Origin of the sequence: Microbulbifer sp. SAOS-129_SWC (assembly GCF_039696035.1) — a bacterium.
Classification (GTDB): Bacteria; Pseudomonadota; Gammaproteobacteria; order Pseudomonadales; family Cellvibrionaceae; genus Microbulbifer.
The window spans coordinates 846,532-868,726 of record NZ_CP155567.1 but is presented as its reverse complement, the minus strand read 5'-3'; the positions used below and the strand labels follow the sequence as shown (position 1 = coordinate 868,726).

General features: G+C 63.3%; 20 protein-coding genes. 11 read left to right on the top strand and 9 right to left on the bottom strand.

Annotated features, from left to right (window positions below; translation table 11 throughout):
* The first annotated feature begins 59 nt into the window (after nt 1-59).
* The 3 genes from ABDK11_RS03690 to ABDK11_RS03680 all read left to right on the top strand — a co-directional run bounded on the left by ABDK11_RS03690 (nt 60) and on the right by ABDK11_RS03680 (nt 4,865).
* On the top strand, nt 60-3,104 hold the full coding sequence (locus ABDK11_RS03690) for an FAD-binding and (Fe-S)-binding domain-containing protein (RefSeq protein ID WP_346838951.1): 3,045 nt from the start codon (nt 60-62) through the stop codon (nt 3,102-3,104).
* An 84-nt stretch (nt 3,105-3,188) separates the two neighbouring features.
* Nucleotides 3,189-3,872 carry a tetratricopeptide repeat protein gene (locus tag ABDK11_RS03685; protein WP_346838950.1) on the top strand — a complete coding sequence of 228 codons (684 nt, stop codon included), beginning with the start codon at nt 3,189-3,191 and terminating at the stop codon, nt 3,870-3,872.
* A gap of 594 nt (nt 3,873-4,466) precedes the next feature.
* Nucleotides 4,467-4,865, top strand: a complete 399-nt coding sequence (locus tag ABDK11_RS03680) for a hypothetical protein (protein ID WP_346838949.1) — start codon at nt 4,467-4,469, stop codon at nt 4,863-4,865.
* 183 nt (nt 4,866-5,048) lie between these two features.
* Here ABDK11_RS03680 and ABDK11_RS03675 read toward each other — a convergent pair whose 3' ends face one another.
* Nucleotides 5,049-5,510, bottom strand: coding sequence for a hypothetical protein (locus ABDK11_RS03675; protein WP_346838948.1), 462 nt, complete (start codon nt 5,508-5,510; stop codon nt 5,049-5,051).
* Nucleotides 5,511-5,776: 266 nt separating this feature from the next.
* On the bottom strand, nt 5,777-6,037 hold the full coding sequence (locus tag ABDK11_RS03670) for a hypothetical protein (protein WP_346838947.1): 261 nt from the start codon (nt 6,035-6,037) through the stop codon (nt 5,777-5,779).
* A 215-nt stretch (nt 6,038-6,252) separates the two neighbouring features.
* Here ABDK11_RS03670 and ABDK11_RS03665 point away from each other — a divergent pair, with 215 nt between their 5' ends.
* Nucleotides 6,253-7,242, top strand: a complete 990-nt coding sequence (locus ABDK11_RS03665; protein WP_346838946.1) for a rhodanese-related sulfurtransferase — start codon at nt 6,253-6,255, stop codon at nt 7,240-7,242.
* 62 nt (nt 7,243-7,304) lie between these two features.
* On the opposite strand, the gene ABDK11_RS03660 is transcribed toward ABDK11_RS03665, so the two are convergent.
* The 3 genes from ABDK11_RS03660 to apbC form a co-directional block, all read right to left on the bottom strand.
* On the bottom strand, nt 7,305-7,673 hold the full coding sequence (locus ABDK11_RS03660) for a hypothetical protein (RefSeq protein ID WP_346838945.1): 369 nt from the start codon (nt 7,671-7,673) through the stop codon (nt 7,305-7,307).
* Between the two features lie 157 nt (nt 7,674-7,830).
* Nucleotides 7,831-8,286, bottom strand: coding sequence for a hypothetical protein (locus ABDK11_RS03655; RefSeq protein ID WP_346838944.1), 456 nt, complete (start codon nt 8,284-8,286; stop codon nt 7,831-7,833).
* Between the two features lie 121 nt (nt 8,287-8,407).
* The gene (gene apbC / locus ABDK11_RS03650) at nt 8,408-9,565 is read right to left on the bottom strand and encodes an iron-sulfur cluster carrier protein ApbC (RefSeq protein ID WP_346838943.1); all 1,158 of its coding nucleotides are present in this window, start codon (nt 9,563-9,565) and stop codon (nt 8,408-8,410) included.
* A gap of 197 nt (nt 9,566-9,762) precedes the next feature.
* Here apbC and metG point away from each other — a divergent pair, with 197 nt between their 5' ends.
* Nucleotides 9,763-11,808, top strand: a complete 2,046-nt coding sequence (gene metG, locus ABDK11_RS03645) for a methionine--tRNA ligase (protein WP_346838942.1) — start codon at nt 9,763-9,765, stop codon at nt 11,806-11,808.
* A gap of 150 nt (nt 11,809-11,958) precedes the next feature.
* Nucleotides 11,959-12,894 carry a D-2-hydroxyacid dehydrogenase gene (locus tag ABDK11_RS03640; RefSeq protein ID WP_346838941.1) on the top strand — a complete coding sequence of 312 codons (936 nt, stop codon included), beginning with the start codon at nt 11,959-11,961 and terminating at the stop codon, nt 12,892-12,894.
* 13 nt (nt 12,895-12,907) lie between these two features.
* Here ABDK11_RS03640 and ABDK11_RS03635 read toward each other — a convergent pair whose 3' ends face one another.
* Complete coding sequence (locus ABDK11_RS03635) at nt 12,908-13,759, bottom strand: GNAT family N-acetyltransferase (RefSeq protein ID WP_346838940.1); 852 nt, start codon at nt 13,757-13,759, stop codon at nt 12,908-12,910.
* Between the two features lie 200 nt (nt 13,760-13,959).
* Here ABDK11_RS03635 and ABDK11_RS03630 point away from each other — a divergent pair, with 200 nt between their 5' ends.
* On the top strand, nt 13,960-15,234 hold the full coding sequence (locus ABDK11_RS03630; protein ID WP_346838939.1) for a lipase family protein: 1,275 nt from the start codon (nt 13,960-13,962) through the stop codon (nt 15,232-15,234).
* Nucleotides 15,235-15,279: 45 nt separating this feature from the next.
* Here ABDK11_RS03630 and ABDK11_RS03625 read toward each other — a convergent pair whose 3' ends face one another.
* Complete coding sequence (locus tag ABDK11_RS03625; protein ID WP_346838938.1) at nt 15,280-18,114, bottom strand: hypothetical protein; 2,835 nt, start codon at nt 18,112-18,114, stop codon at nt 15,280-15,282.
* 427 nt (nt 18,115-18,541) lie between these two features.
* Between ABDK11_RS03625 and ABDK11_RS03620 the strand changes: the two genes are divergently transcribed.
* The 4 genes from ABDK11_RS03620 to ABDK11_RS03605 all read left to right on the top strand — a co-directional run bounded on the left by ABDK11_RS03620 (nt 18,542) and on the right by ABDK11_RS03605 (nt 20,511).
* Nucleotides 18,542-18,790: a hypothetical protein gene (locus ABDK11_RS03620; RefSeq protein ID WP_346838937.1), complete on the top strand. Its 249-nt coding sequence runs from the start codon at nt 18,542-18,544 to the stop codon at nt 18,788-18,790.
* 64 nt (nt 18,791-18,854) lie between these two features.
* Nucleotides 18,855-19,334, top strand: coding sequence for a hypothetical protein (locus ABDK11_RS03615; protein WP_346838936.1), 480 nt, complete (start codon nt 18,855-18,857; stop codon nt 19,332-19,334).
* A 25-nt stretch (nt 19,335-19,359) separates the two neighbouring features.
* Entirely contained in the window at nt 19,360-19,554 is a 195-nt protein-coding gene (locus ABDK11_RS03610) for a hypothetical protein (RefSeq protein ID WP_346838935.1), read from the top strand.
* Between the two features lie 90 nt (nt 19,555-19,644).
* Nucleotides 19,645-20,511 (top strand): NAD-dependent protein deacetylase, encoded by an 867-nt coding sequence (locus ABDK11_RS03605; protein WP_346838934.1) that lies wholly within the window; start codon nt 19,645-19,647, stop codon nt 20,509-20,511.
* An 87-nt stretch (nt 20,512-20,598) separates the two neighbouring features.
* Here ABDK11_RS03605 and yghU read toward each other — a convergent pair whose 3' ends face one another.
* Together yghU and ABDK11_RS03595 are read right to left on the bottom strand one after the other, a co-directional pair.
* On the bottom strand, nt 20,599-21,477 hold the full coding sequence (yghU, locus tag ABDK11_RS03600; RefSeq protein ID WP_346838933.1) for a glutathione-dependent disulfide-bond oxidoreductase: 879 nt from the start codon (nt 21,475-21,477) through the stop codon (nt 20,599-20,601).
* Between the two features lie 120 nt (nt 21,478-21,597).
* Entirely contained in the window at nt 21,598-22,164 is a 567-nt protein-coding gene (locus ABDK11_RS03595) for an isoprenylcysteine carboxylmethyltransferase family protein (protein WP_346838932.1), read from the bottom strand.
* Nucleotides 22,165-22,195 lie beyond the last annotated feature (31 nt).

Genomic DNA, 22,195 nt, shown 5'->3' with positions numbered 1-22,195 from the left:
TTGCGCTGCCAAGTGTCAAAGCTACAATGCCAGACCCTCCAGCCAGCCCGGACAAGTTCATGATTCCAGCACTGCGCGAAGTCGACGAAGTACAGGCGCTCTACCTGCAGTTTCTGCGGACGCTGAGGGAAGCCGGTTTCCGCGGCGACTCAAGCCCCAGTTACGCCAGCCGTACGGTGCTGGCCACCGACAACTCCATCTACCAGGTACTGCCGCAGGCGGTGGTATACCCGCGCGATGTGCACGACCTGCAGCTGCTCGCCGAGCTGGCCGAGCGCGAGGAATTCCACCAGGTGGTGCTGTCACCGCGCGGCGGTGGCACCGGTACCAACGGCCAGTCGCTGACCGATGGTCTGGTGGTGGATATCTCCCGCCATATGAACCGTATCCTGGAGATCAACGCGGAGGAGCGCTGGGTGCGGGTACAGGCGGGCGTGGTCAAGGACCAGCTGAATGCGGCGCTCAAGCCCCACGGCCTGTTCTTCGCCCCGGAGCTGTCCACCAGCAACCGCGCCACCATCGGCGGCATGATCAATACCGATGCCTCCGGCCAGGGCTCCTGCGTCTACGGCAAGACCCGCGACCACGTGCTGGAGTTATCCACAGTACTGCTGGGCGGGGAACTGTGGACATCCGCCCCGCTCAACGATGGGAAACTGGACGAAGTCCGCGCCCGCGAAGACCGCGCCGGCAAGGTGCACCGGGTCTGCGACGACATCGCGCGGGAGAAGGCGCAGCTGATCGAGGAGAAATTCCCCAAGCTGAACCGCTGCCTGACCGGCTATGACCTGGCGCATATCAGGGATGAAAACGGCTTCAATCTGAACAGCGTGCTGTGCGGCTCCGAGGGCACCCTCGGGTTTATCGCCGAGGCCAGGTTGAACGTGCTGCCGATCCCCAAGTGCGCGGCGCTGGTGAACCTGAAGTACGACCACTTCCAGGACGCGCTGCGCGACGCCAAGGACCTGATGGAAGCCGGCCCCACCTCGATTGAAACAGTCGACAGCAAGGTGCTGCAGCTGGCGATGGAAGACATCATCTGGCACAGCGTCAGCGAGTTCTTTCCCACCGACGAGCGCCCGGTGCAGGGCATCAACCTGGTCGAGTACACCGCCGATTCGGAGGCGGAACTGGACGCGGCCGTGGACAAATTCACCGCGCATCTGGACGCGCTGGTCGGCCAGCCGGGCAAGAGCTTCGGCTACACCATCGCCCGCGGCCACGATCAGGTGAACCGCATCTGGGGGATGCGCAAGCGCGCCGTAGGCCTGCTCGGCAATGTGCAGGGCGAGAAGCGCCCGATCCCGTTTGTCGAGGACACCGCCGTGCCGCCGGAGCACCTGGCGGACTATATCGCCGAGTTCCGCGCGGTACTGGACGAGGCCGGCCTCGAATACGGCATGTTCGGCCATGTGGATGCCGGCGTGCTGCACGTGCGCCCGGCCATCGACATGAAAGACCCGCAGCAGGCCGCACAGATACGCCCGATCACCGATCAGGTCGCCGCGCTGACCCGGAAGTACAAGGGATTGCTGTGGGGCGAGCACGGCAAGGGCGTGCGCTCCGAATACGCACCGGAATTCTTCGGCGAACTCTACCCGCAGCTGCAGCAGATCAAGGCCGCCTTCGACCCGCGCAACCAGCTCAATCCGGGCAAGATCGCCACCCCCAGCAAAATTTCCAAACTGCTCAAGATCGACGGCGTGCCCACCCGCGGCGAGCGCGACGGGCAGATCCCGGCACAGGTCTGGGATGGCTACAGCGAAGGGGTGCACTGCAACGGCAACGGCGCCTGCTTCAACTGGAATCCTGACGACGCCATGTGCCCGTCGTACAAGGCCACGCGCGAGCGCATCCACTCGCCCAAGGGCCGCGCCAGCCTGATGAAGGAGTGGCTGCGGCTGCTGTCGGCGCGCAATGTGGACGCGGTGGCATCGGCGCGCAAGTTCCGCGAGCAGTCCTTCTTCGTCGGCCTGCCCGGACGCATCGTCAATTCCCTGGCCAAGGCCCGCGGCGAGTACGACTTCAACCACGAGGTCAACGACGCCATGCAGGGCTGCCTGGGCTGCAAGTCCTGCGTCGGCCAGTGCCCGGTGAAGGTGGATGTGCCGGAATTCCGCAGCAAATTTCTCGAGCTCTATTACAGTCGCTATCTGCGGCCGCTGAAGGACTATTTCATCGGCGGGCTGGAATTCATGATGCCGCACCTCGCCCGCGTACCGCAGTTGTACAATTTACCCCTGGGCCTGAAACCGGTGCGCTGGCTGCTGGAGCGCGGCCTGGGCCTGGCGGACAGCCCCCGCCTGGCGCGCAAGAGCCTGGCCGCCAGCATGAAGGAGATGGGCGTGCCGACTGCCAGTGCCGCCTGCCTCAACGCCCTCGGCCCGGAGCAGCGCCGCCGCGCGGTGATCCTGGTACAGGATGCCTTCACCAGCTACTTCGAAGCGGACGTGGTGGCAGACATTCTGCGCCTGCTCCGGCAGCTCGACTTCTACCCGCTGGTGGCGCCGTTCCGCGCCAACGGCAAGCCGCTGCACGTGCACGGTTTCCTGCGCCAGTTCCAGCGCGTGGCCGCCGGTAACAGCGAGATGTTGCGCGAACTCGCCGCCAGCGGCGTGCCGCTGGTGGGCGTGGATCCCTCCATGACGCTGACCTACCGCGCCGAGTACCAGAAGCTGCTCGGCGACGCAGCGCCGCAAGTGCAGCTGCTGCAGGAGTGGCTCGCCGGGCAGCGCGCGCACCTAGAGCACCAGCGCGCGCGCCTCGCGCCCGCCAGCTTCCGGCTGCTGCCCCACTGCAGCGAGCAGACCAACGCCACCGCGTCGCTGCGCGACTGGCGCGAAATCTTCGCCGCACTGGGGCTGGATCTGCACACCGAGAGCCTCGGTTGCTGCGGTATGGCCGGCACCTATGGTCACGAGACCGCGCACCGGGAGACGTCGCGGACCATCTTCCAGCAGTCCTGGGCCGAGCGGCTGTCCGGCGATACCGGCACGCTACTCGCCAGTGGCTATTCCTGTCGCTGCCAGGCGCAGCGCTTTGCGGGTGCCCAATTGCGCCATCCGTTGCAGGCGGTGCTGGCGCAACTGCGGTCCGAGGGGTGATACTGACGGTATCGCAACCCGTTCGGTAAAGGTGCGCGCTGCGCGCCCTGCCGCCGCAGTATCACAGCTAGGACTACCGATAAGATGTACCGCCCCCTGAACAGACTGCTGCTTTGCTCCGCGCTGCTGGCACCCGCTGCCGCCATCGCGGCGCCCGCACCGGCCCCGGCACAGCTGGTGGATGAAGCCGAACAATTGGCCCTCGGCGGCGATCTGGATGCCGCCCTGCCCCTGTATGAAAAAGCGATCGGCGATCTGGCCGCCCAACCCCAGCAGCAGCAGGCCCTGCGCTACCGCTACGGGATAGTCCTGAACGCTCTCGGCGGGCGCGATCACCCGGAACTCTACCCCCTCGCCCGCGCCCAGTTCGAGGCGGTACTCAACTACCTGGACAGCGGCGCGCACCTGGAGGAATCCAGTGCGCGGGTGCGCTCGGCACTGGCGCACACCTACCATCAGCAGGCCGCCAGCGAGACAGACCCGAGCCACAAGGCGCGCCTGCTGCGCAGTGCCTACCAGCTTTACAGCAGCGCCGCCCACGGCCTGTTCCGCGAGCGCGAATGGCACAATCTCGCCATCACCTACTTCAACCTGGGGCAGGTGTGCGAGTGGCAGGGCAACCTGGAGGAGGCCATCGGCTGGCTGGAGAAGGCCGTAGAACTGGACGACCGGCACGGTTTTTCCGACCTGCAGGAAGACAGCAACTACCTTTCGGGGCTCCGCCGCCAGGCCAACCCGGCGGTTCGCACCAGCACGACGGCACTCTGATCCACCGCATCGGCGCCGGTAAGGGCGCCTGCGGCCGCCCCACCGCACACCGCCACGCCCGCCCTCACTGCCCGCCCCCTATTGCGCCTGCTGCGCCTACTGAGAACCACCCCCGCTCAGGGCCGCCAACAGCCTCACCAGTGCACAAACCTGTGGACAACCCTGTTCGTGACGGGCCGGTCGCAAATAGAAAGTAAAAAATTATCTCCCCAAATTCCCAATTTTAGGAGCGCCATTTCGTTCACAAAATAACCAGACGTTAGGATGACATCGCTGTCAGACGACATCCTGCCAAAGCAATCAATTACTCTTTTTGTGACCGAACACTGGTATTTGATTTGAATGAAAGCAATTCGTGAAGATTTTTATCTCAATTTAAGGCTCTAAATAGGTGGAAAATACTCACCAAACAAAATACCCTGATATACCGTATGGCTATTGCGCGATCTGTAGGAAAAATTTGATAAAGCGTATTGGCCCTGTAATATAGCCACCACTGATTAAATATTGATCAGTTATTTCCAAACGAACTTGGAAATTTCACAGGCAGATTTTGGCCTGTGACAGTTTGAATCCTGGAGGTATCGGGACGCTATGAAACAGACTCTGCGCAAATCAGCATTTATTGGGATCGCCATTCTCGCCGCTGCCGTCAGCTTTAATACTTCTGCTGCGAGCAAGAAATCCATGACCGTGGACGCCACAGCCTACAACTCTGTGCCTGGTCAGACTGACGGCGACCCCTGGGTTGCAGCCTGGAACAACCGCTTGCGCCCCGGCCAGAAGGTGATTGCCGTGTCCCGCGACCTGGAGAAGCATGGTCTGACCAACGGTACCAAGGTACGTATTGAAGGCCTGCCGGGTACCTACACGGTACGCGACCGCATGAACAAACGCTTCCGCAATCGTATCGATGTGTGGATGGAGAAAGACATCAAGAAAGCCCGCTCGTGGGGTAAGAAAAAACTGAAGATTATCTGGGGCCACAAATAAGCCCCAATAACAGACTAATATCATAACCGCGGTCACACCGCGGTCTGTATGCCCCGCTCCCTCCGCGGGGCTTTTTTTGCCCGCTGCAAGGCGATCGGAGCGAACCCTTCACCGGCGCCAACAAGCGCTGCGCGCCCGGCGTCTTTCGGCAGGGTACACGCATCGGCGCTCACGATGTACGGACTAGGGCTCGGTTTCCGCGCGGATACCGGGCAGTTCCACGCAGTGCTTGTTTTCGGTATAGGGAATGCTCGGCTGGCGGTTCTCGTTGTAACGGGATTCCAGGCCGTCTTCATCAAATACGACCAGATATTCCGATTTGACCCAACCGCCCGTCTCCCGGTATTCGCTCAGCCATAACAGCGCCGGCTGGTTTTCATAACAGCGGCCGTAGAACAGGCGCGTCTTTTCCACCAGCTCCTTGCTCAGGTAGTCGCGGTACTCGCCGGGATAGGTATAGCGCTCGTTTTCGCCCTGCCGGTCATCACTGCCATCGCCTTCGGCGTGCGCCGGCGACGCGGGGGGAATCTTGCGGATGTAGATGGAGGGATTCTCGTCGCAGTCAATGCAACTGCGTCCGGACAGAATCGCGTAGCCGCTGAGTTCGGAGATCAGCCGCGCCTCCAGCAGATCGGTTTGCAGCACGCGGTGATTGGAGAGTGGGATTTCTGTCGCAGCCAGCGGTAGTGCAGACAACAACAGAGGCAAGAAGAAAACCGCTTTGCTCGACAAAAGGACCACCCGCGAACATCAGGTGGCACCCCGGAAGCAACATTCCATGCTGCCTCCTGAAGGTACCGTGATTGGGTAGTGCGCTGTCACACTGTCGCGAATCCCTTCTACATATAACCATAGCAGGGAATTTGCGCAGCACAGTTCACGGTCATCGCTGCGGCCATCGGCGCCGTGACTTACAGGCTCCCGTCAGTCTCCTGCACCGGGCCGACGAAGGCCTGGATACCTTCGTCCTCAAGCGCGTCCAGCGCCTCGTCGAGGGCGTCCTGCTCACTGTCGAAGGCATCTTCCCAAACCGTGCAATTGTTGTCCTCGTCGACAATCTCCAACAGCCAACCGCCCTCGCCGTCTTCGTAAATGTCGATCTGAACCGTCAGGTCACCTTCGTTGAAGTCGCGGCTCAATTCTGAGACTCGGGGTTCAAACTCTTCATTCATCGGGGAAAGCCTCACTGTGGCCACTGTAATTCGGCGGAAACTTTGACAACTTGTGGCCCACCGGTCAATCGTTTTTTAGCCGCCGTGCCCGCTGTCTGATAAATGTACGACAAACACCCGCAGCTGCGATAAAATGCGCGGCGATTTTTCAGGAACGCTGAAAAAGTCAGTCATGCCCCGGATTTACGCTCCGGCCCGCAAAGAGGAAAGCTACCGTGAACCAGATCGTTGTCTGCGCGCTGTATAAATTCGTCACTCTCGACGACTTCGAATCCCTGCGCGACCCCTTGCTCAATCTCATGCTCGAACAGCGCGTACGCGGCACTTTGCTGCTGGCCCGCGAGGGCATTAACGGCACTGTCGCCGGCAGTCGCGCCGGTATCGACCGCCTGCTCGCGCACCTGCGCGCGGACCCGCGCCTGGCAGAGCTGGACTACAAGGAGTCCCACACCACTGAGCTGCCGTTCCTGCGCAGTAAAGTGAAGCTGAAGCGCGAAATAGTCACCATGGGTGTGGAGGGCATAGACCCACGCCGCAGTGTCGGCACCTATGTGAAGCCCGCCGACTGGAACGCGCTGATCAGCGATCCGGACGTGCTGCTGATCGATACCCGCAACGACTACGAATTTCAGGTGGGCACTTTCAAGCACGCGGTCAACCCGAATACCGAGAGCTTTCGCCAGTTCCCGCAATACGTGAGCGATCACCTGGATCCGGCCAAACACAAAAAGGTCGCGATGTTCTGTACCGGTGGCATCCGCTGCGAGAAGTCCACCGCCTACCTGAAGGAACAGGGCTTTGAAGAGGTCTACCACCTGCAGGGCGGCATCCTCAAATACCTGGAAGAGGTGCCCGAGGGCGAATCCCTGTGGCAGGGCGACTGCTTCGTGTTCGACGACAGGGTCACCGTCAATCACCAGCTGGAGCGCGGTGACTACCAGCAGTGCAACGCCTGCCGCATACCGGTCACCGCCGAGGAGATGCAGTCGCCGCAATTCGAACAGGGGGTCAGCTGCCCACATTGCTACGACAAGGTCAGTGAGGCCGACCGCGCCCGTTTCCGCGAGCGCGAAAAGCAGATTCAGCTGGCCCGCACCCGCGGCGAACAGCACATCGGCCAGGAAGCCCGCGAAGTCACCGCTGCACGCCGGCGCGAAAAGCGCGAACTGCGCCGCCTCCAGGCCGAGGTGGGAAGCGCGGAATAACGCCCGGCGGGCGCCGCTGACAATACCCGCTGCGCCCGCGCAGCGGTGTTCAGTTCAGCAACTCAATCCAACAACCAGGCCAGCGCTTGCGACTCCACGAGGAAATGACGGCTGTTGTGGCCGCGTGCGGCCAGGCGTTCGGCGCTCATCGCCGACAGGCTGAGACCGCGCGCGCGCAGCACGGCGATGCGCGCGCGGCGCAGCCGCGGGTCGCGCAGGATAAACTCCGCAACCTGCCGCAGCTCCGCTGGCGACATGCGGTTCCTGGCGTAACGCATATCCGCCAGCAAACGCGGGGTGTGCAAATGCCCGAATCGGCTCACCAGCTGCCGCAGTGCCTGCAGCCGCCCTTCCAACCCCACCAGGCCGAAGAAAGTGATGCGCACATAGCGACCATTCACGTGGTAGCGCAGTTTGAAGTTTGAGTTCACGAGAGTTCCGCGTGCACAGGGCTGCTACATTCTTTGCTGCGCCGAGACCGAATGGCGCAAGAATCCTTACACGCAATATAGGCAGGATTATTTTTTAATAAAACCCAGAAGAAAGGGACAACTTCCTATTTCGTGACGGTTTTGGCAGTCCATACCACTAACCAGCGCCCACTTTGGATACCGACCTTACGCCACCAAAGCGGCCCGCGGCGGCTACCGGCACCGGACAGTGGCGGGTATACGCCACGCGCAACCAGGCCATCGCTTCGGACTCCACCATAAACGCCCGCGCATTGGGCAATGCCCTGGCCACCAGCCCGGACACCAGCGCCGTGGCGCGGTAATCACGGCCGTACAGCATGGCGATATGCGCCTCGCGCAGCACCGGATTGGTGCGCACAAACTCGGCCATTTGCCGCTGTTCGCCGGCAGCCATCGAGGATGGATCCTGGTAGCGCAGATCCACCAGCAGGCGCAATGGCTTCAGGTGATGATACTTCTCGGCCACTTGCCGCATGGCCCTGACGCGCTCAGCCAGCTCCAGGCGGCCGGCAAAAGCGACCCGAGCCACACGCTCGGAAGGAATATATTGAATGGCGAAATATGGAGACATGCGAGCTTCCCTGTATGCATTGCGCGCCAGTCCCTCTGGCGCCAATTGACCTGTCGCATCGAAAGTTCACAGATTCTCGCAAAAGTCCCGACTAGCGGAAATACCCCATAAGAGTCATGGTTCACACCAATTCGATTTCCGGGCCGCTCTCCCCCGCCGCCAGCCACACCTGTGCCGCCGCGCGCCGCGCGATCTCGCGGTAGCGGCCGGCAACCTCGCCAGCGGGATCTGCCGCTACCGTGGGGTGACCGCCATCGGCGTCCTCGCGGATCGCCAGCGCCAGCGGCAGTTGCCCCAGCAGGCGCGTGTCGAAGCTGGCGGCGATGCGCTCGCCGCCGCCGCTGCCGAAGATCGGCTCGCTGTGGCCGCAGTTGGAGCAGGTGTGCAGGGACATATTCTCAACGATCCCCAGTACCGGCACCGACACCTTGCGGAACATCTCCACGCCCTTGATCGCATCCTTCAGGGCCAGGTCCTGCGGCGTGGTCACGATCACGGCGCCGGCCAGCGTGGCCTTCTGCGCCAGCGTCAGCTGGATATCGCCGGTGCCGGGCGGCATATCCACCACCAGGTAATCCAGCTCGTTGCCGTCATCGCACCACAGGGTCTGGGTCAGTATCTGGTTCAGCGCACCGCTGGCCATGGGCCCGCGCCACACCGCCGGTGTATCCTCGGTCAGCAGATAGCCGAGCGACATGGTCTTCAGGCCCTGCGCCACCACCGGCAGGAAGAACTTCTGTGCCTTGACCTGCGGACGCACGCCCTCGGTACCGAGCATGGTGGGCAGGCTGGGGCCGTAGATGTCGGCATCCAGCAGACCCACACTGGCCCCCTCGGCCGCCAGCGCCAGCGCCAGGTTCACCGCGGTGGTGGATTTGCCCACACCGCCCTTGCCGGACGCCACGGCGATGATGTTCTTTACGCCCTGCAGCGGTTCCGGGACTTCCGCCGCCGGGGTTGCCGGTATCTCGCTGAACAGCTCGAACTGCAGTGTGGCCTCGGCCAGCGGCCCGCCTGCCAGCGCCGGCAGACACGCCTCGCGTACCCGCGCCGCCCAGGCTTCCTCCTGGCTGGCGCAGGGATAACCGAGGGTCAGGCCGACGAAAACGGTGCCATTCTCAAAGCCCACTTCGATTTCCGCGTCCAGCTCGTCCAGCAGCAGGTCCGTGGCCGGGTCGGTCAGGCCGCCGAGACACTCCGCCAGCTGCTCCAGCGCGTCCTGCACGTCTGCGGGCACGTCTGCGTGGTCATGGTCGTGTTCGTGGTGGTGATCGCTCACTGTATGTCCCTCTTCGCGGATCTTCGTTGGGCGGCATTGTGGGGGATGAACTCCGACAGCGCCAGCCGCGCAGGCTGCTCGGAGGACCGCACGCGGCTCCCAGCCACAGCGCAAATCTGCTATATTCCGCGGTCTTTTGACGACGCCCGATCCCGATCCGGAAAACGGGCCACACCCCTCAGCCGATGGAAGAACCGATGTCAGAATCGCGCAACATTCTAGTCACCAGCGCACTCCCCTATGCCAATGGCTCACTGCACCTGGGGCATATCCTGGAATATATCCAGACCGACATCTGGGCGCGTTTCCAGCGCGCCCGCGGCCACGACTGCCTGTACATGTGCGCCGACGACGCCCACGGCACCGCCATCATGCTGAAGGCCGAACAGCTGGGGCTGACCCCGGAGCAGCACATCGCCAATATGCAGGCCGAGCACCAGCGCGACTTCGCCGACTTCCTGATCGGGGTGGACAACTACCACTCCACCCACTCGGAGGAGAATCGCGAGCTGTCGGCGATGATCTACAAGCGCCTGCGCGACAACGGCCATATCGCCTCGCGCACCATCACCCAGGCGTTCGATCCGGAGAAGGAACTGTTCCTCGCCGACCGCTATATCAAGGGTACCTGCCCCAAGTGCAAGACCCCGGACCAGTATGGCGACAACTGCGAGGCCTGTGGCGCCACCTACAGCCCCACCGAACTGATCGACCCGGTGTCCGCCATCTCCGGCGCCACGCCGGTGGAGAAGGAATCCGAGCACTTCTTCTTTACCCTGCCGGAATTCACCGACTTCCTGAAGCAGTGGACCCGCTCGGGCACCCTGCAGAGCGAAGTGGCCAACAAGCTGTCGGAATGGCTGGATGAAGGGCTGCAGGAATGGGACATTTCCCGCGATGCGCCCTACTTCGGCTTCGAGATCCCCGACGCACCGGGCAAGTATTTCTACGTGTGGCTGGACGCGCCGATCGGCTATATGGCCAGCCTGAAAAACTATTTTGACAAGAAGGGCGACCAGAACGGCGGCGACTGGCAGGACTACTGGAAAAAAGACAGCAATGCCGAGGTGTATCACTTTATCGGCAAGGACATCGTCAACTTCCACGCCCTGTTCTGGCCGGCGATGCTGGATTCCGCCGACTTCCGCACCCCCACCAAGGTGTGCGTACACGGCTTCCTGACCGTCAACGGCAAGAAGATGTCCAAGTCGCGCGGCACCTTCATCAATGCGCGCAACTACCTCGATCACCTGGATCCGGAATACCTGCGCTATTACTTCGCCGCCAAACTGACCGGCAGTGTCGACGACCTGGACCTGAACCTGGATGACTTTATCGCGCGGGTAAACTCCGACCTGGTGGGCAAGGTGGTGAATATCGCCTCGCGCACCGCCAAGTTTGTCAGCAAGTCCGGCGGCACGCTGGCCGCGGAACTGGCCGATACAGCCCTCTGGCAGCAGTTTGTCGACGCCGCACCGCGTATCGGTGAGTTTTACGAGAACCGCGAATACGCCCGTGCCATGCGCGAGATCATGGGTCTCGCCGACGCCGCCAATGCCTGGATCGCCGACAAGGCACCCTGGTCGCTGGCCAAGGAGGAAGGCAAGGAAGCGGAAGTACTGGCGATCTGCTCCCAGGGCGTGAACATGTTCCGCGCGCTGATCACCTGGCTGGCGCCGGTGCTGCCGCAAACCGCCAAGAAAGCCGAAGAATTCCTCGGCGCCGAACTGGATTGGGATACCGCCACCACCCCGCTGGCCGGCCACACCATCAACAAGTTCAAGCCGCTGATGCAACGGGTCGAAAAACCCCAGGTGGATGCGGTACTGGAAGCGGCCAAGGAATCCCTGGCGCAGCTGCAGGCGGAAGCGGCCGGCGAGGCCAAGACCGGCCCGCTGGCAGACGATCCGATCGCCGCCGAAATCCAGTTCGACGACTTCGCCAAGGTAGACCTGCGCATCGCACTGATCGCCAACGCCGAACACGTCGAGGGCGCCGGCAAACTGCTGAAACTGACCCTGGACCTGGGCGGCGAAACCCGCCAGGTATTCGCCGGTATCAAGAGTGCCTACAAGCCCGAAGACCTGGTCGGCAAGCACACCGTCATGGTCGCCAACCTGGCGCCGCGCAAAATGCGCTTCGGCGTCAGCGAGGGCATGGTGCTGGCCGCCGGCCCCGGCGGCAAGGACCTGTGGATTCTCGAACCCCACGCCGGCGCCCAGCCGGGCATGCGGGTAATGTAACGCGGCTCATAAAGAATACTGGGCCCCAACGCTAAGGCGCCGTGGCCGGGAACCACTTGAGAAACATTTGCCGATCAGGCTGTTGAACAAGTGGTTCCTGGCCGCGGCGCCGCCCAAAACCCGCAGACAGGCACCGAAAAGGAACCCCAAATGCGCGGCGTTTTTCTCGACACCCTGACCATGAAGCTGGAGGAGCTCGACACCTCCGCCCTCGATCAGACACTTGCCCACTGGGACTTCTACGACACCACCACACCGGAACAGACCGCCGCGCGCATCGCCGACGCCGACGTGGTGATTACCAATAAAGTCGTGCTCGATCGAGCGCTGATCGAAAGCGCCCCCAAGCTGAAACTCATCTGTGTGTGCGCCACCGGCACCAACAATATCGACCTGGACGCCGCCGCAGCGAAAAACATCCCGGTCAAAAACGTCGCCGGCTATACCGGCATGTCTCTGGCCCAGCACACCATCGCCCTGCTCTTGGCCCTGGCCACGCATTGGAATCGCTATGCGGAAGATGTAAAACAGGGCCGCTGGAGCCAGTCGCCGGTATTCTGCCGGCTGGACTACCCGGTAATGGAACTGGACGGCAAAACTCTCGGCATCATCGGCTATGGCGACCTGGGGCAGAAAGTCGCGCACCTCGCCGAAGCGTTCGGCATGCGCGTCCTGGTGGCGGAATCTTTCAGCGGTGCGCACAAAGCCGGCCGCACGCCGCTGTCGCAACTGCTGGCACAAGCCGATGTGATCAGCCTGCACTGCCCGCTGACAGAAGAAACCGACAAACTGGTCGACGGCGCTTTTCTCACCGCCATGCAACCCGGTGCCTTGCTGATCAATACCGCCCGCGGCGGCCTGGTAGACGAAGCCGCACTGGCCTCGGCGCTGAAAAGCGGCGACATCGCCGGCGCCGCGCTGGATGTGCTGAGCGTCGAACCGCCGCCGGCGGATCACCCGCTGCTGGCTACCGATATCCCCAACCTGATCATCACCCCGCACAACGCCTGGATCAGCCGCGAGAGTCGCCAGCGGCTGCTCGACGGTGTGGTAAAAAATATCCGCGACTGGCGCGCGTCACTCTGACGCCCGATCAGCGTCAGCCGAGTTCGAAACTGGTCACGCCGTACAGCCGCTGCAGTGGCAGTTGCGGCGCCTCCCCCAGATACATGCGCGCCGTCTCGAAGACTTTCTCCATCCCGTGACGCTGTACCAGTGCGCAGGCGTCGGCATTCGGCTCGGGAATATCCAGGTAAAAATGACTGCCCGCGGGAACGGCAGCCGTCAGCGCACGCAGCAGCTGCTCCGCCACTACCGCAGTATCGGCAAACAGCGGGCCGATTTTATAGCCCTCACAACACTGGCGAATCACGCCGTAACCGAGCAGGTTCTCCCCCACCATTGCGCCCAGGGCCGTGGCCGCGGACTGGTTGATCCACGCGCGCAGAAAGGCGTCGCGCGGTGCCGGAAACAGCAATCGGTCGTAGGCTTTGAGCAGCGCAAATGGAACCTGTGTCAGCGGCAGTATGCCGCCGTTACCGCCTTCGGTGAGTATGGCGGTACCGCGGTAGCGGATATTGCGGTAGGCCCATTGGAAGCCGGCGCTGCGATAGTTTTCCTGTTGCGCCACCACACCATCCAGCCCGATCGTGCAGCCCGCCAGGTGCTGTAAACCGGCCTGTGCCAGTTTGCCGCCGTAGCCACGGCCGCGGAATTGCGGCGCGACGATGTAAAACCCCATAAAGCCGAACTCCGCCCCATAGCGCACCGCCGACACACAGGCCACCGGCTCAGTATCGCACAGGCCGATAAAAAACCCCTGGGGGTCGGCGGCATAGAAACAGCGCGCGTCCTCCAGCCCCGGATCCCAACCCTCGCGCTCCGCCCAGCGCAGCGCGACATCCAGCTCATCGAGCCGCATATTTCTGATGTGGAACTGGGCGCTGTGCATGGGTTGCCACCGCGGTGATTATCGCCACCCGGTGTTATAGCCAAATCGGCTGCCCGCCCCCACTATGGCGCAGCATTGGCTTGCGCGACTGTCCCGCGCGTATCGTGTAGGGGTAAACTGGTGACGCCATCTCCCCAGAGGTACCGGGCGAGTCCGACTACCGGCCCGCATGGCGGGCACGAGCTGAGGGAAATAATAAAATGTCTTACTTCGCAGGAATGGAACGTCTACCCGGCCTCCCCGTCGGTCGCGCCGCCTACAGCGACCGCATGGCCTATATCGGCGCGGAGCTGTCGCGTCTGGTTTACGAGCCCTTTTCCCCACAGCGGCAATTGAGTGAAGTCCTGAAGAAACTCGGCAGTGCCGACAGCGACGCCGAACGCGCCCGGGTGCTCACCGAGTGGAGTGCACAGCTGCTCAGTGGCAAACAGCTGGCCGACGACGATATTCGCAATATCCTCAGCGAACACCAATTCGAGCCGCTGCAGTTTTACGATACTGAAGAGACCCAGGCGCTACTGGCCAAACTCGCCGACAAAAGGGGCCGCACCATCCTGGTACTGGTATTTCGCGGTACCGAAATGAAGCTCGCGGATTTTGCCACCGACCTGAAGGCGGAACTGACACCGCCGAGCAGCGACGGCCGCGTACACCGCGGCTTTCTGCAGGCGTTTGAAAATATCGAGCAGGCAATCCGCCGCGATATGGCCGAGCATAGCCACCTGCCGCTGTATACCTTCGGCCACAGTCTCGGTGGCGCCCTGGCCCTGATCTGCACGCGCAAACTGAACCCGGATGGCGAGGGTGCCACCTACACTTACGGCGCCCCGCGCACGGCCGACCACGCCTACTTCCGCAATATCAAGACGCCCATCTACCGGCTGGAAATCGGCGGCGATCCGGTGCCGATGGTGCCGTTCGGCTACGGCCTGGGCGGATTGCTGGGGCTGCTGTGCTTCCTGCCATTCAACGGCACCCGCTGGCTGGCCAACTGGTTGCGCAAGCACCTGCTCGGCTACTACCACGCCGGTTTCCGGATTTTCATCAAGCACGCCGCCGACGAACAGGATGCGAACGGCATCGGCTATCGCAAGATGCACCTGTTCAAATCGCCGAATGTGTTTATGCGTCTGTTCAGTATCTGGAAAGTGTGGCTGAGCTGCCTGCCGAGCCTCAAGGCCATCGCCGGCTTCCACTCGATCAAGCTGTACAGCGACATGCTCAAAGCCTATATGCTGCGGCGCAACCTGGACAAACTCGACACGATGGCTGCCCCCACGCAGGCAACATCGGAACCGGCACAGCCGCAACGGAAACCGCGGCGCAAGGCGGCGGCGAAGAAAACCACTGCGGCAACCGGCAAGCCTGCTGCGGCCAAGAAAAGTGTCAGCCGCAGCCAAAAGGCACCGCAAAAGGCCGCCGCGGAAACGGCGACGGCTACACCCCGCGTGGAGACCGAGGGCAGCGAACCCTGATTGGCAAAGACGCTGCTGCGCCCCGTCGCCGCAGCGTCTTCCCCCTTACCAGAACAACAGCGGCTCGCTGTCCTCACCGACCAGTTCCATGCTGACCGCCAGCGGGTATTCCGCCGGCAAGCCCGCCGCCCGCGACAACAGGCCGATGAATGCGCGGGCAGTGGTGGAGACCTGGTCGCCCGGCAGGGTGAGAAAAAAGCGTTTCACTTTCAGCCAGCGGTACAGGCAGAAAGCCATGAGTTCATTGTCGGCTTCCAGCGATGCCGCGCTCGCCGCAGCGCTATCCATGGTGTAGATCTGCTGTAGCTTGCGCATCAGCACCACCCAGCTCTTGGCGAACAGGTGAACTTCCCGGGCCTGCAACAGCTTGCGGCTCGCCGTGGCGCGATTGGACGGGTAATCACCGCTATTGGCAAACGCCTCGGCAAAGAATGCCTTGCGCCCCGCCAGTGGCCGATCGCGCGAATCCATACGCACATTGAACGCCGCAAACAGGTCCACGGGACTGGTCAACGTGCGGTAATGCCGGGAAATCTGGCGCACCTCGTTACAGGCCCTGGCGACTGTCGCGCTCCCGATCACGCCGTATTCATCCAGCGCGTCCAGCACATCGGCGATCATGGCTTTCTGGCCGTCGGCACTGTTGCTGTCGGCGGCATAGTCCATCAGTTTCTGCACATAGTCGCCATCGATCTGCAGCACGGCGGCGACGCGCGCATTGATATGCCGGTTGCCGGCGGACTGCCAGTGCCGATAGGCATTCACGGCCTTGATGGCTGCTCCCGGTGACAGCAGGCCGCAACCGCTCAGGCTGTCGAGGAAGCGCTGCAGTTCCTGCAGTTCCAGCCGCTCGTCCGCCTGGGTCACCGTCAGGTCCAGCGGCAGGCTGCGACCGCGTTTCAGGTTGCGCAACTTCAGCTGGGAGAGGAACCCGATCGACTGGGTTTCATGGATACCGTCGAGCACACGTTTCGCCGCCAGCTGTGACTGTATGGCGACATTGCCGGCGGCGTCCGTTTCGATTTTCACGCTACTGTCGACGATGGATGACTCGCCCAGGGAAAGCCCCAGCAGGGACAGCTCGATACCGTCGGAGTGGTGGCGCCCGAACAGCTCGCTGGCACTGCCGGATACGATTTCAATGCCGTTTACCGGTGTTGTCAGCAGGCTGTCCAGCGCCTCCAGGCGCCCGCCAACTAGGGTGCGGTAAAAATCCGCCGCCGCCGTGCTGTGGCTGTCGAGACGCAGGCGCATGGTCGCCTGCCGCTGGCGCAGGCTTTTTTCCGTCGACAGGATGCGCAGCTTGATCTTGCGCTCGGCGGCGGCGTTGAGCTGCCGCGCGATCGTGTGAATGCGCGCATCGATCTGTGCCAGCGCCTCGCGCACACCGGCGCTGGCCTTGTCCAGGGTAGTGGCGGCGGTGTCCATCGCATTGCGCACACGCTGGTTCAGCGCACCCAGTTCGGTGACCAGGGTATCGCTGGCGGCGTCGGCGCGCTGCTTTACCGCCGCCGTCAATTTATCCTGCAGCGCGGTCACCAGTGTCTGCACTTCCGCCACCAGTTTTTCCCGCGCCGCATCCGGCAGCGACAGCTCGCCGCCCAGGGTGTCGGCCACGTCGTGCCCCAGCCCGGCGTCGCTGGCGCGCGCGTACACTGCCACATTGCTGTCCAGGCAGCGCACCAGGCGCGCACTGAGCGCGCGCTGCAACTGCGCGGTATCCGCCTTGCCACCCAGGGCAAAACGCAGTGCCGTGCGGATCTGCGCATCGCTACTGAGGCGCTCAACCGCGTCATCGAGGGCCGCACTGCTCTCCTGTTGCAACAGGGTGCCGGGCTGGAGATAGGGTTTGAACCCCGCATAGATATCGGCGAATTTCCCCAGCCTGGGTTCCACCACCGTCTCGCGCAGCTGCCGGGCTGCGCCGGCAATATCCACCTGTACCCCCAGGCCGACGCTGCTGTCGATCTCGCGGCCGCGCACGCGCTTTATATCGACGAGTAGCTGCTGCGGATTGTCGTGATCGCACTGGACGAGAAGGGCGAAGTCGCGCTTTGCGCGGTAGCTGGCGTCCACATTGATTCCGGCAGTGGCCTCGACCAGCTTGCCGCCCTCGAACAGGCTGTACTCGACCGCAGCCGAAGCCCCGATGGCGGCGCTCAGCTGCAGGCGCAGGCCGCGGCAGCCGCGGGCGGCGGCCTCGCTGATCGAGTCCGGTGCGAACGGCGACGGCAGCTGGCGCAGACTTTCGGCTGCGGCGCCGGCAAAGAGGCGTTCCGGCGCAGCCGCAAACCAGTAATCCAGGCGCGCATCGACCGCGGCATCCAGCTTGATCTCTGCTCCGGTGGCAGCGCCGTTGGAAGTTTTATTCACCGCGCCGGCAAAGCCGATACGCAGCAGCGGCTCGTGCACTGCCAGCGGGGCCAGGTCGCCGGCCTCCAGTTCCACCTGTGCGGATCCGGGGCCGCGCAGGCGGAACTGCGCGGAACCCGCGGACGCGGCATTCCCGTCACCGGCGCCGCCAGTTTGCTTGCGCTGATCCCCACCCAGCTGCCAGCGCACCAGGCCCGGATTGCTGCCCGCTTCGCGCTCGCTGAAGTCGCCGACGCTTTCCAGCAACTTCTGCAGCTCAGGCGGCACTGTGTCGTTGTATGCCTTGCGGAATTTCTGGCTGAGCTGCGCGAGCGCTGCGGGGTCGATATCCAGGCTCTCGAGCAGCGCGCGCTGCTGCGCCGGGTTGTCCTCGAATGCGGCCAGGTAATCCAGCGGCGAATCGACACCACTGGCGTCGCGCAGCTGCGGCCAGTGGCGGTGAAGATTGACAATGGTTTCGAGCAGGCGGGTGTCGTCGTCCAGGTCGAGACGGTCGAGGATTTCCATCGGGCGCTCCTTGCGTTTATCGATTATTTTTTCGCGCCGATAGAGCCTAAAAGGCTTTTGTGACAAAAGCCAGCACCGGGAACGGCAAGGCTTGGCGCCAATTTCCGCCAATAATTCGCCATCAGCTTTCCTGTGGTTCTGTCGGCGACAGCGGTTTCCACCGGCCGCCGCTACAGGCCCACCCCCAGTCCGCCTGCTTTGCGGCAAACTTCCCTGCGCGGCCAGGGCGCCGCGACACGGGCAGGCACAATGATTGCCCGCTTGCCGGGATTGCGCTGTGGAGCGTCTGCAATGCCCACCGCCGCCCTCCCGACCGGCAATTCAGTGAATGGCTGGACACTCTCGTTCTATGCTCGTGATCGTGGTTTTCACCGACCGCGACCCTAGCATAGGGAGGACACTTGAACCCCTGTGTGAGGAGGGTTTTATGGCAACCGCAAAAGATCCCAATTCATCCGGCCCGGAGAAGCTGAGGCAGGCTTATCACCTGGCTGGCGAAGCGGCACACGACGCCGCCGACAATCTCAAGGCGCGCGCTAAATCCTCCGTGGACAGCAACAAGGAGCGCGCCGAAAACGTGATGCACAAAGCGGAGGACTCAATCAGGAAACATCCGCTAATGAGTGTTGGTGGCGCCTTCCTGGTGGGCTGGGCCATCTCGAAACTGATGAAATAGCGCCACTAATTTATCGTGGAGCGTTGCAACAGCCCGATTGCCCGCCGAGCGGAAAGAAGGCCCGATGAAACACCGCAAAGAAACCGATTCACCGCAGAACAATGAGGACCCGGCTGCGCAGCAGCGCAGCCGGGATTCTTTTGCCAAGCCGACAGACAGCCCCGACGACACTGAAGCCACGGTGCTGGCACAGGCCGATGCCACCCTGACCCTGCTGTCCGCCTGGGTGAACAACCTGCAGACACTGGCGCGGCTGGAACTCAACCGCAACCTGACCGCCGGCAAGCGGATTGCGCTACTGGTGCTGGTGCTGTACCCGCTGGCCATCGCGCTGCTATTGAGCCTGTGCGGTGCCGTGGGCCTGGCCGTGTACCATTTTTCCCAGTCGATCTATATCGCCTTTGCCGCCTTTGTACTGGCACAGGTGCTGATTGTAGCGGGCATTGTGCTCTACCAGCGCCGTCTGCTGGCCATGCTCGGATTCAACCAGACCCGGCAACAGGCCAAAGAGGCCCTCGACGATGTCTTTGCGCTCTTTAAATAAACGCATTCAGTGCTGCAGCGAGGAGATGACCCTGCAGCGCCGCAGCGCCGTGACACTGCTGCAGCGCCAGAAAACGGATTTGTCCCGGCGGTTGCGCGCGCTGCCCCTGCCCGCCGTCATGGGGTTGGCCGTGCTCGGCGGCTTTGTCGCGCAGCGCCTGTCCCACCGGCTGCCGCCGTCGCGGCTGCTGCACCTGTACCTGACCGCGCGCGCCTTCTGAGCCGGTGCGCGGGCTGATCAGACCGCCGCCTATTTGACGCCGGCGCCCGCTCGGTTATGGTTGGTCGCAACAGAGCAGATGTTACCCGCCATGACTTCGAACCACTCCAGCACGCCGCCAGCCCCGCCACCACTCGACGCCGCAGAGGCCGCCGACCGCCTGGCCGCGTTTATCCGGCGCCACCCGCGCCTGCTGCTCCTGACCGGGGCCGGCGTCAGCACCGATTCCGGCATTCCCGACTACCGCGATCACAACGGCGCCTGGAAACGCAAACAGCCGGTACAACACCGCGACTTTATGCAGAGCCTGCACACCCGCCAGCGCTATTGGGGCCGCAGCCTGATCGGCTGGCCGGTGATGCAGCGCTCGCGCCCCAACCCGGCCCACCACCACTTGGCGGAACTGGAGCGGCGCACGCACGCCGAACTGCTGGTCACGCAGAATGTCGACCGCCTGCACCAGCGCGCCGGCAGCCGCCAGGTGATCGACCTGCACGGCCGCGCCGATCAGGTGCTGTGCATGGACTGCGGATTCCGCTGCGCGCGCGGCGAGGTACACGAACGCAGCCACAGCCTGAACCCGGACTTCCGGCAATACCGCGCCGACACCGCGCCGGATGGCGACGCCGATCTGGAAGTGGACTTCAGCCGCTTCCGCATCGTCGACTGCCCGCATTGCGGCGGCATTCTGAAACCGGATGTGGTGTTTTTCGGGGACACGGTGCCGCGGCAGCGGGTGGACAGAGCACTGGAGGCGCTGCAGGCGAGCGACGGCCTGCTGGTGGTCGGCTCCTCGCTGATGGTGTATTCCGGCTTCCGTTTCTGCCGTTACGCGCGCGAGTGGCGCAAACCCATGGCGGCGCTGACACTGGGCCGCACCCGCGCCGACGAGCTGCTCGACTTGAAACTGAATGCGCGCATCGGTGAGTCGCTGGCGGCGACGCTGGCACTGCTGTAAGACACGGCGCTTTCCGTAAACACGGTTCCGGCCGTGGAATCGATTTGATCGCGCAGGGTGCGCCGCGCGCACCCTGCGTTCGGATGGTTAGGAATCCTCGTCGTCGCCGATCTTGTCCCAGGTGCGGGTGTCAAAATCGCCGGCGTCGTGGCGCTCGCGCAGCTGTTCGGCGGGATCGCCCCAGGCGCGGTTGACCATGCGCCCGCGCTGCACCGCCGGGCGCGCGGCAATTTCTTCCACCCAGCGCCCGAGATGCTTGTAGCTCTGTATATCGAGGAACTCCGCCGCATCGTAGGCCTCATTGCGCACCAGCGCACCGTACCAGGGCCAGATGGCGATATCGGCGATGGTGTAGTCGCTACCGGCGATATAGCGGTGCTCGGCCAGCTGGCGATCGAGTACATCCAGCTGCCGCTTGGTTTCCATCGTGAAGCGGTTGATCGGGTATTCGTACTTTTCCGGCGCATAGGCATAGAAGTGGCCGAAGCCGCCGCCGACATAGGGCGCGCTGCCCATCTGCCAGAACAGCCAGTTCAGGCACTCGGTGCGCTGCGCGGGCGTGTGCGGCAGGAAGGCACCGAACTTTTCCGCCAGGTACAGCAGGATGGAACCGGACTCGAACACGCGGATGGGCGGCTGGGTGCTGTGATCCACCAGCGCCGGAATCTTGGAGTTGGGATTCGCTTCGACAAAGCCGCTGCCGAACTGCTGGCCCTCGGTAATGCGAATCAGGTGCGCATCGTACTCGGCTCCCTCGAAACCCTGCGCCAGCAGCTCCTCGAGCATGACCGTGACCTTGACACCATTGGGCGTCGCCAGCGAGTAGAGCTGCAGCGGATGCTCGCCCACCGGCAGTTCCTGCTCGTGGGTGGCGCCGGCGACGGGGCGATTGATATTGGCGAACTGGCCACCGCTCTCGGCATCCTGTTTCCAGACCTTGGGCGGCGTGTAGGTATCGTCAGACATATCCAGTATTCCCGGTGTTACACAAAAGTCAGGCTATTGCACTGCCTATGACCCCCTTGAGTCAACCGGTCAGCGAACCCCCCGCCGCATAGTGTATGCGCCTCGGCGCCGACGAGAGGTTTATTCGTGCGGACGCCGCCAGTGCGGCAACAGCGCCGGCGTGGTGCGGGCGTAGCGCCGAAAGTGCGCGCCAAACGCCGCGCACAGCATGGCGTCCTCGAGGCGTATGCGGTACAGCGACAGCGGCAGCAGTACCGCCGCGGCAAATAGCCAGCCGGCGCCGCTGTCCAGCAATAGCGATGCACCGAAAGCGACCATCAGCAGGCCCAGTTCGGAGGGATGGCGCAACCACGCGTAGAGGCCGCCGGTAACCAGGCGGTGATCGGACGCCAGCGCCACATGGCTGGTGAAGTAACGCCGCAGGGCGCGAATGGCGGCGAGGCGCAGCGCGATCCCTGCGCTCATGGCGAGCGCGCCGATCACCGCCAGCCCCTGTGCAGCAAATCCGCGCTCACCGGCGCCATACAGCGACAGCCAGAATCCTCCCAGCAGCGCCAGGCCAGCCAGGTACGGCAGCGGCGCGGCGCGGACATTGGAGGTCGCGACGACGGTGGCGCGACTGGCACTCCCTTCCAGCAGCGTGAACGCGGCGAGCAGCGTCGCAAACAGCCACAGGCGCGGATCCACCAGCAGGCGCTGGCGGACACCGGCGGCCAGC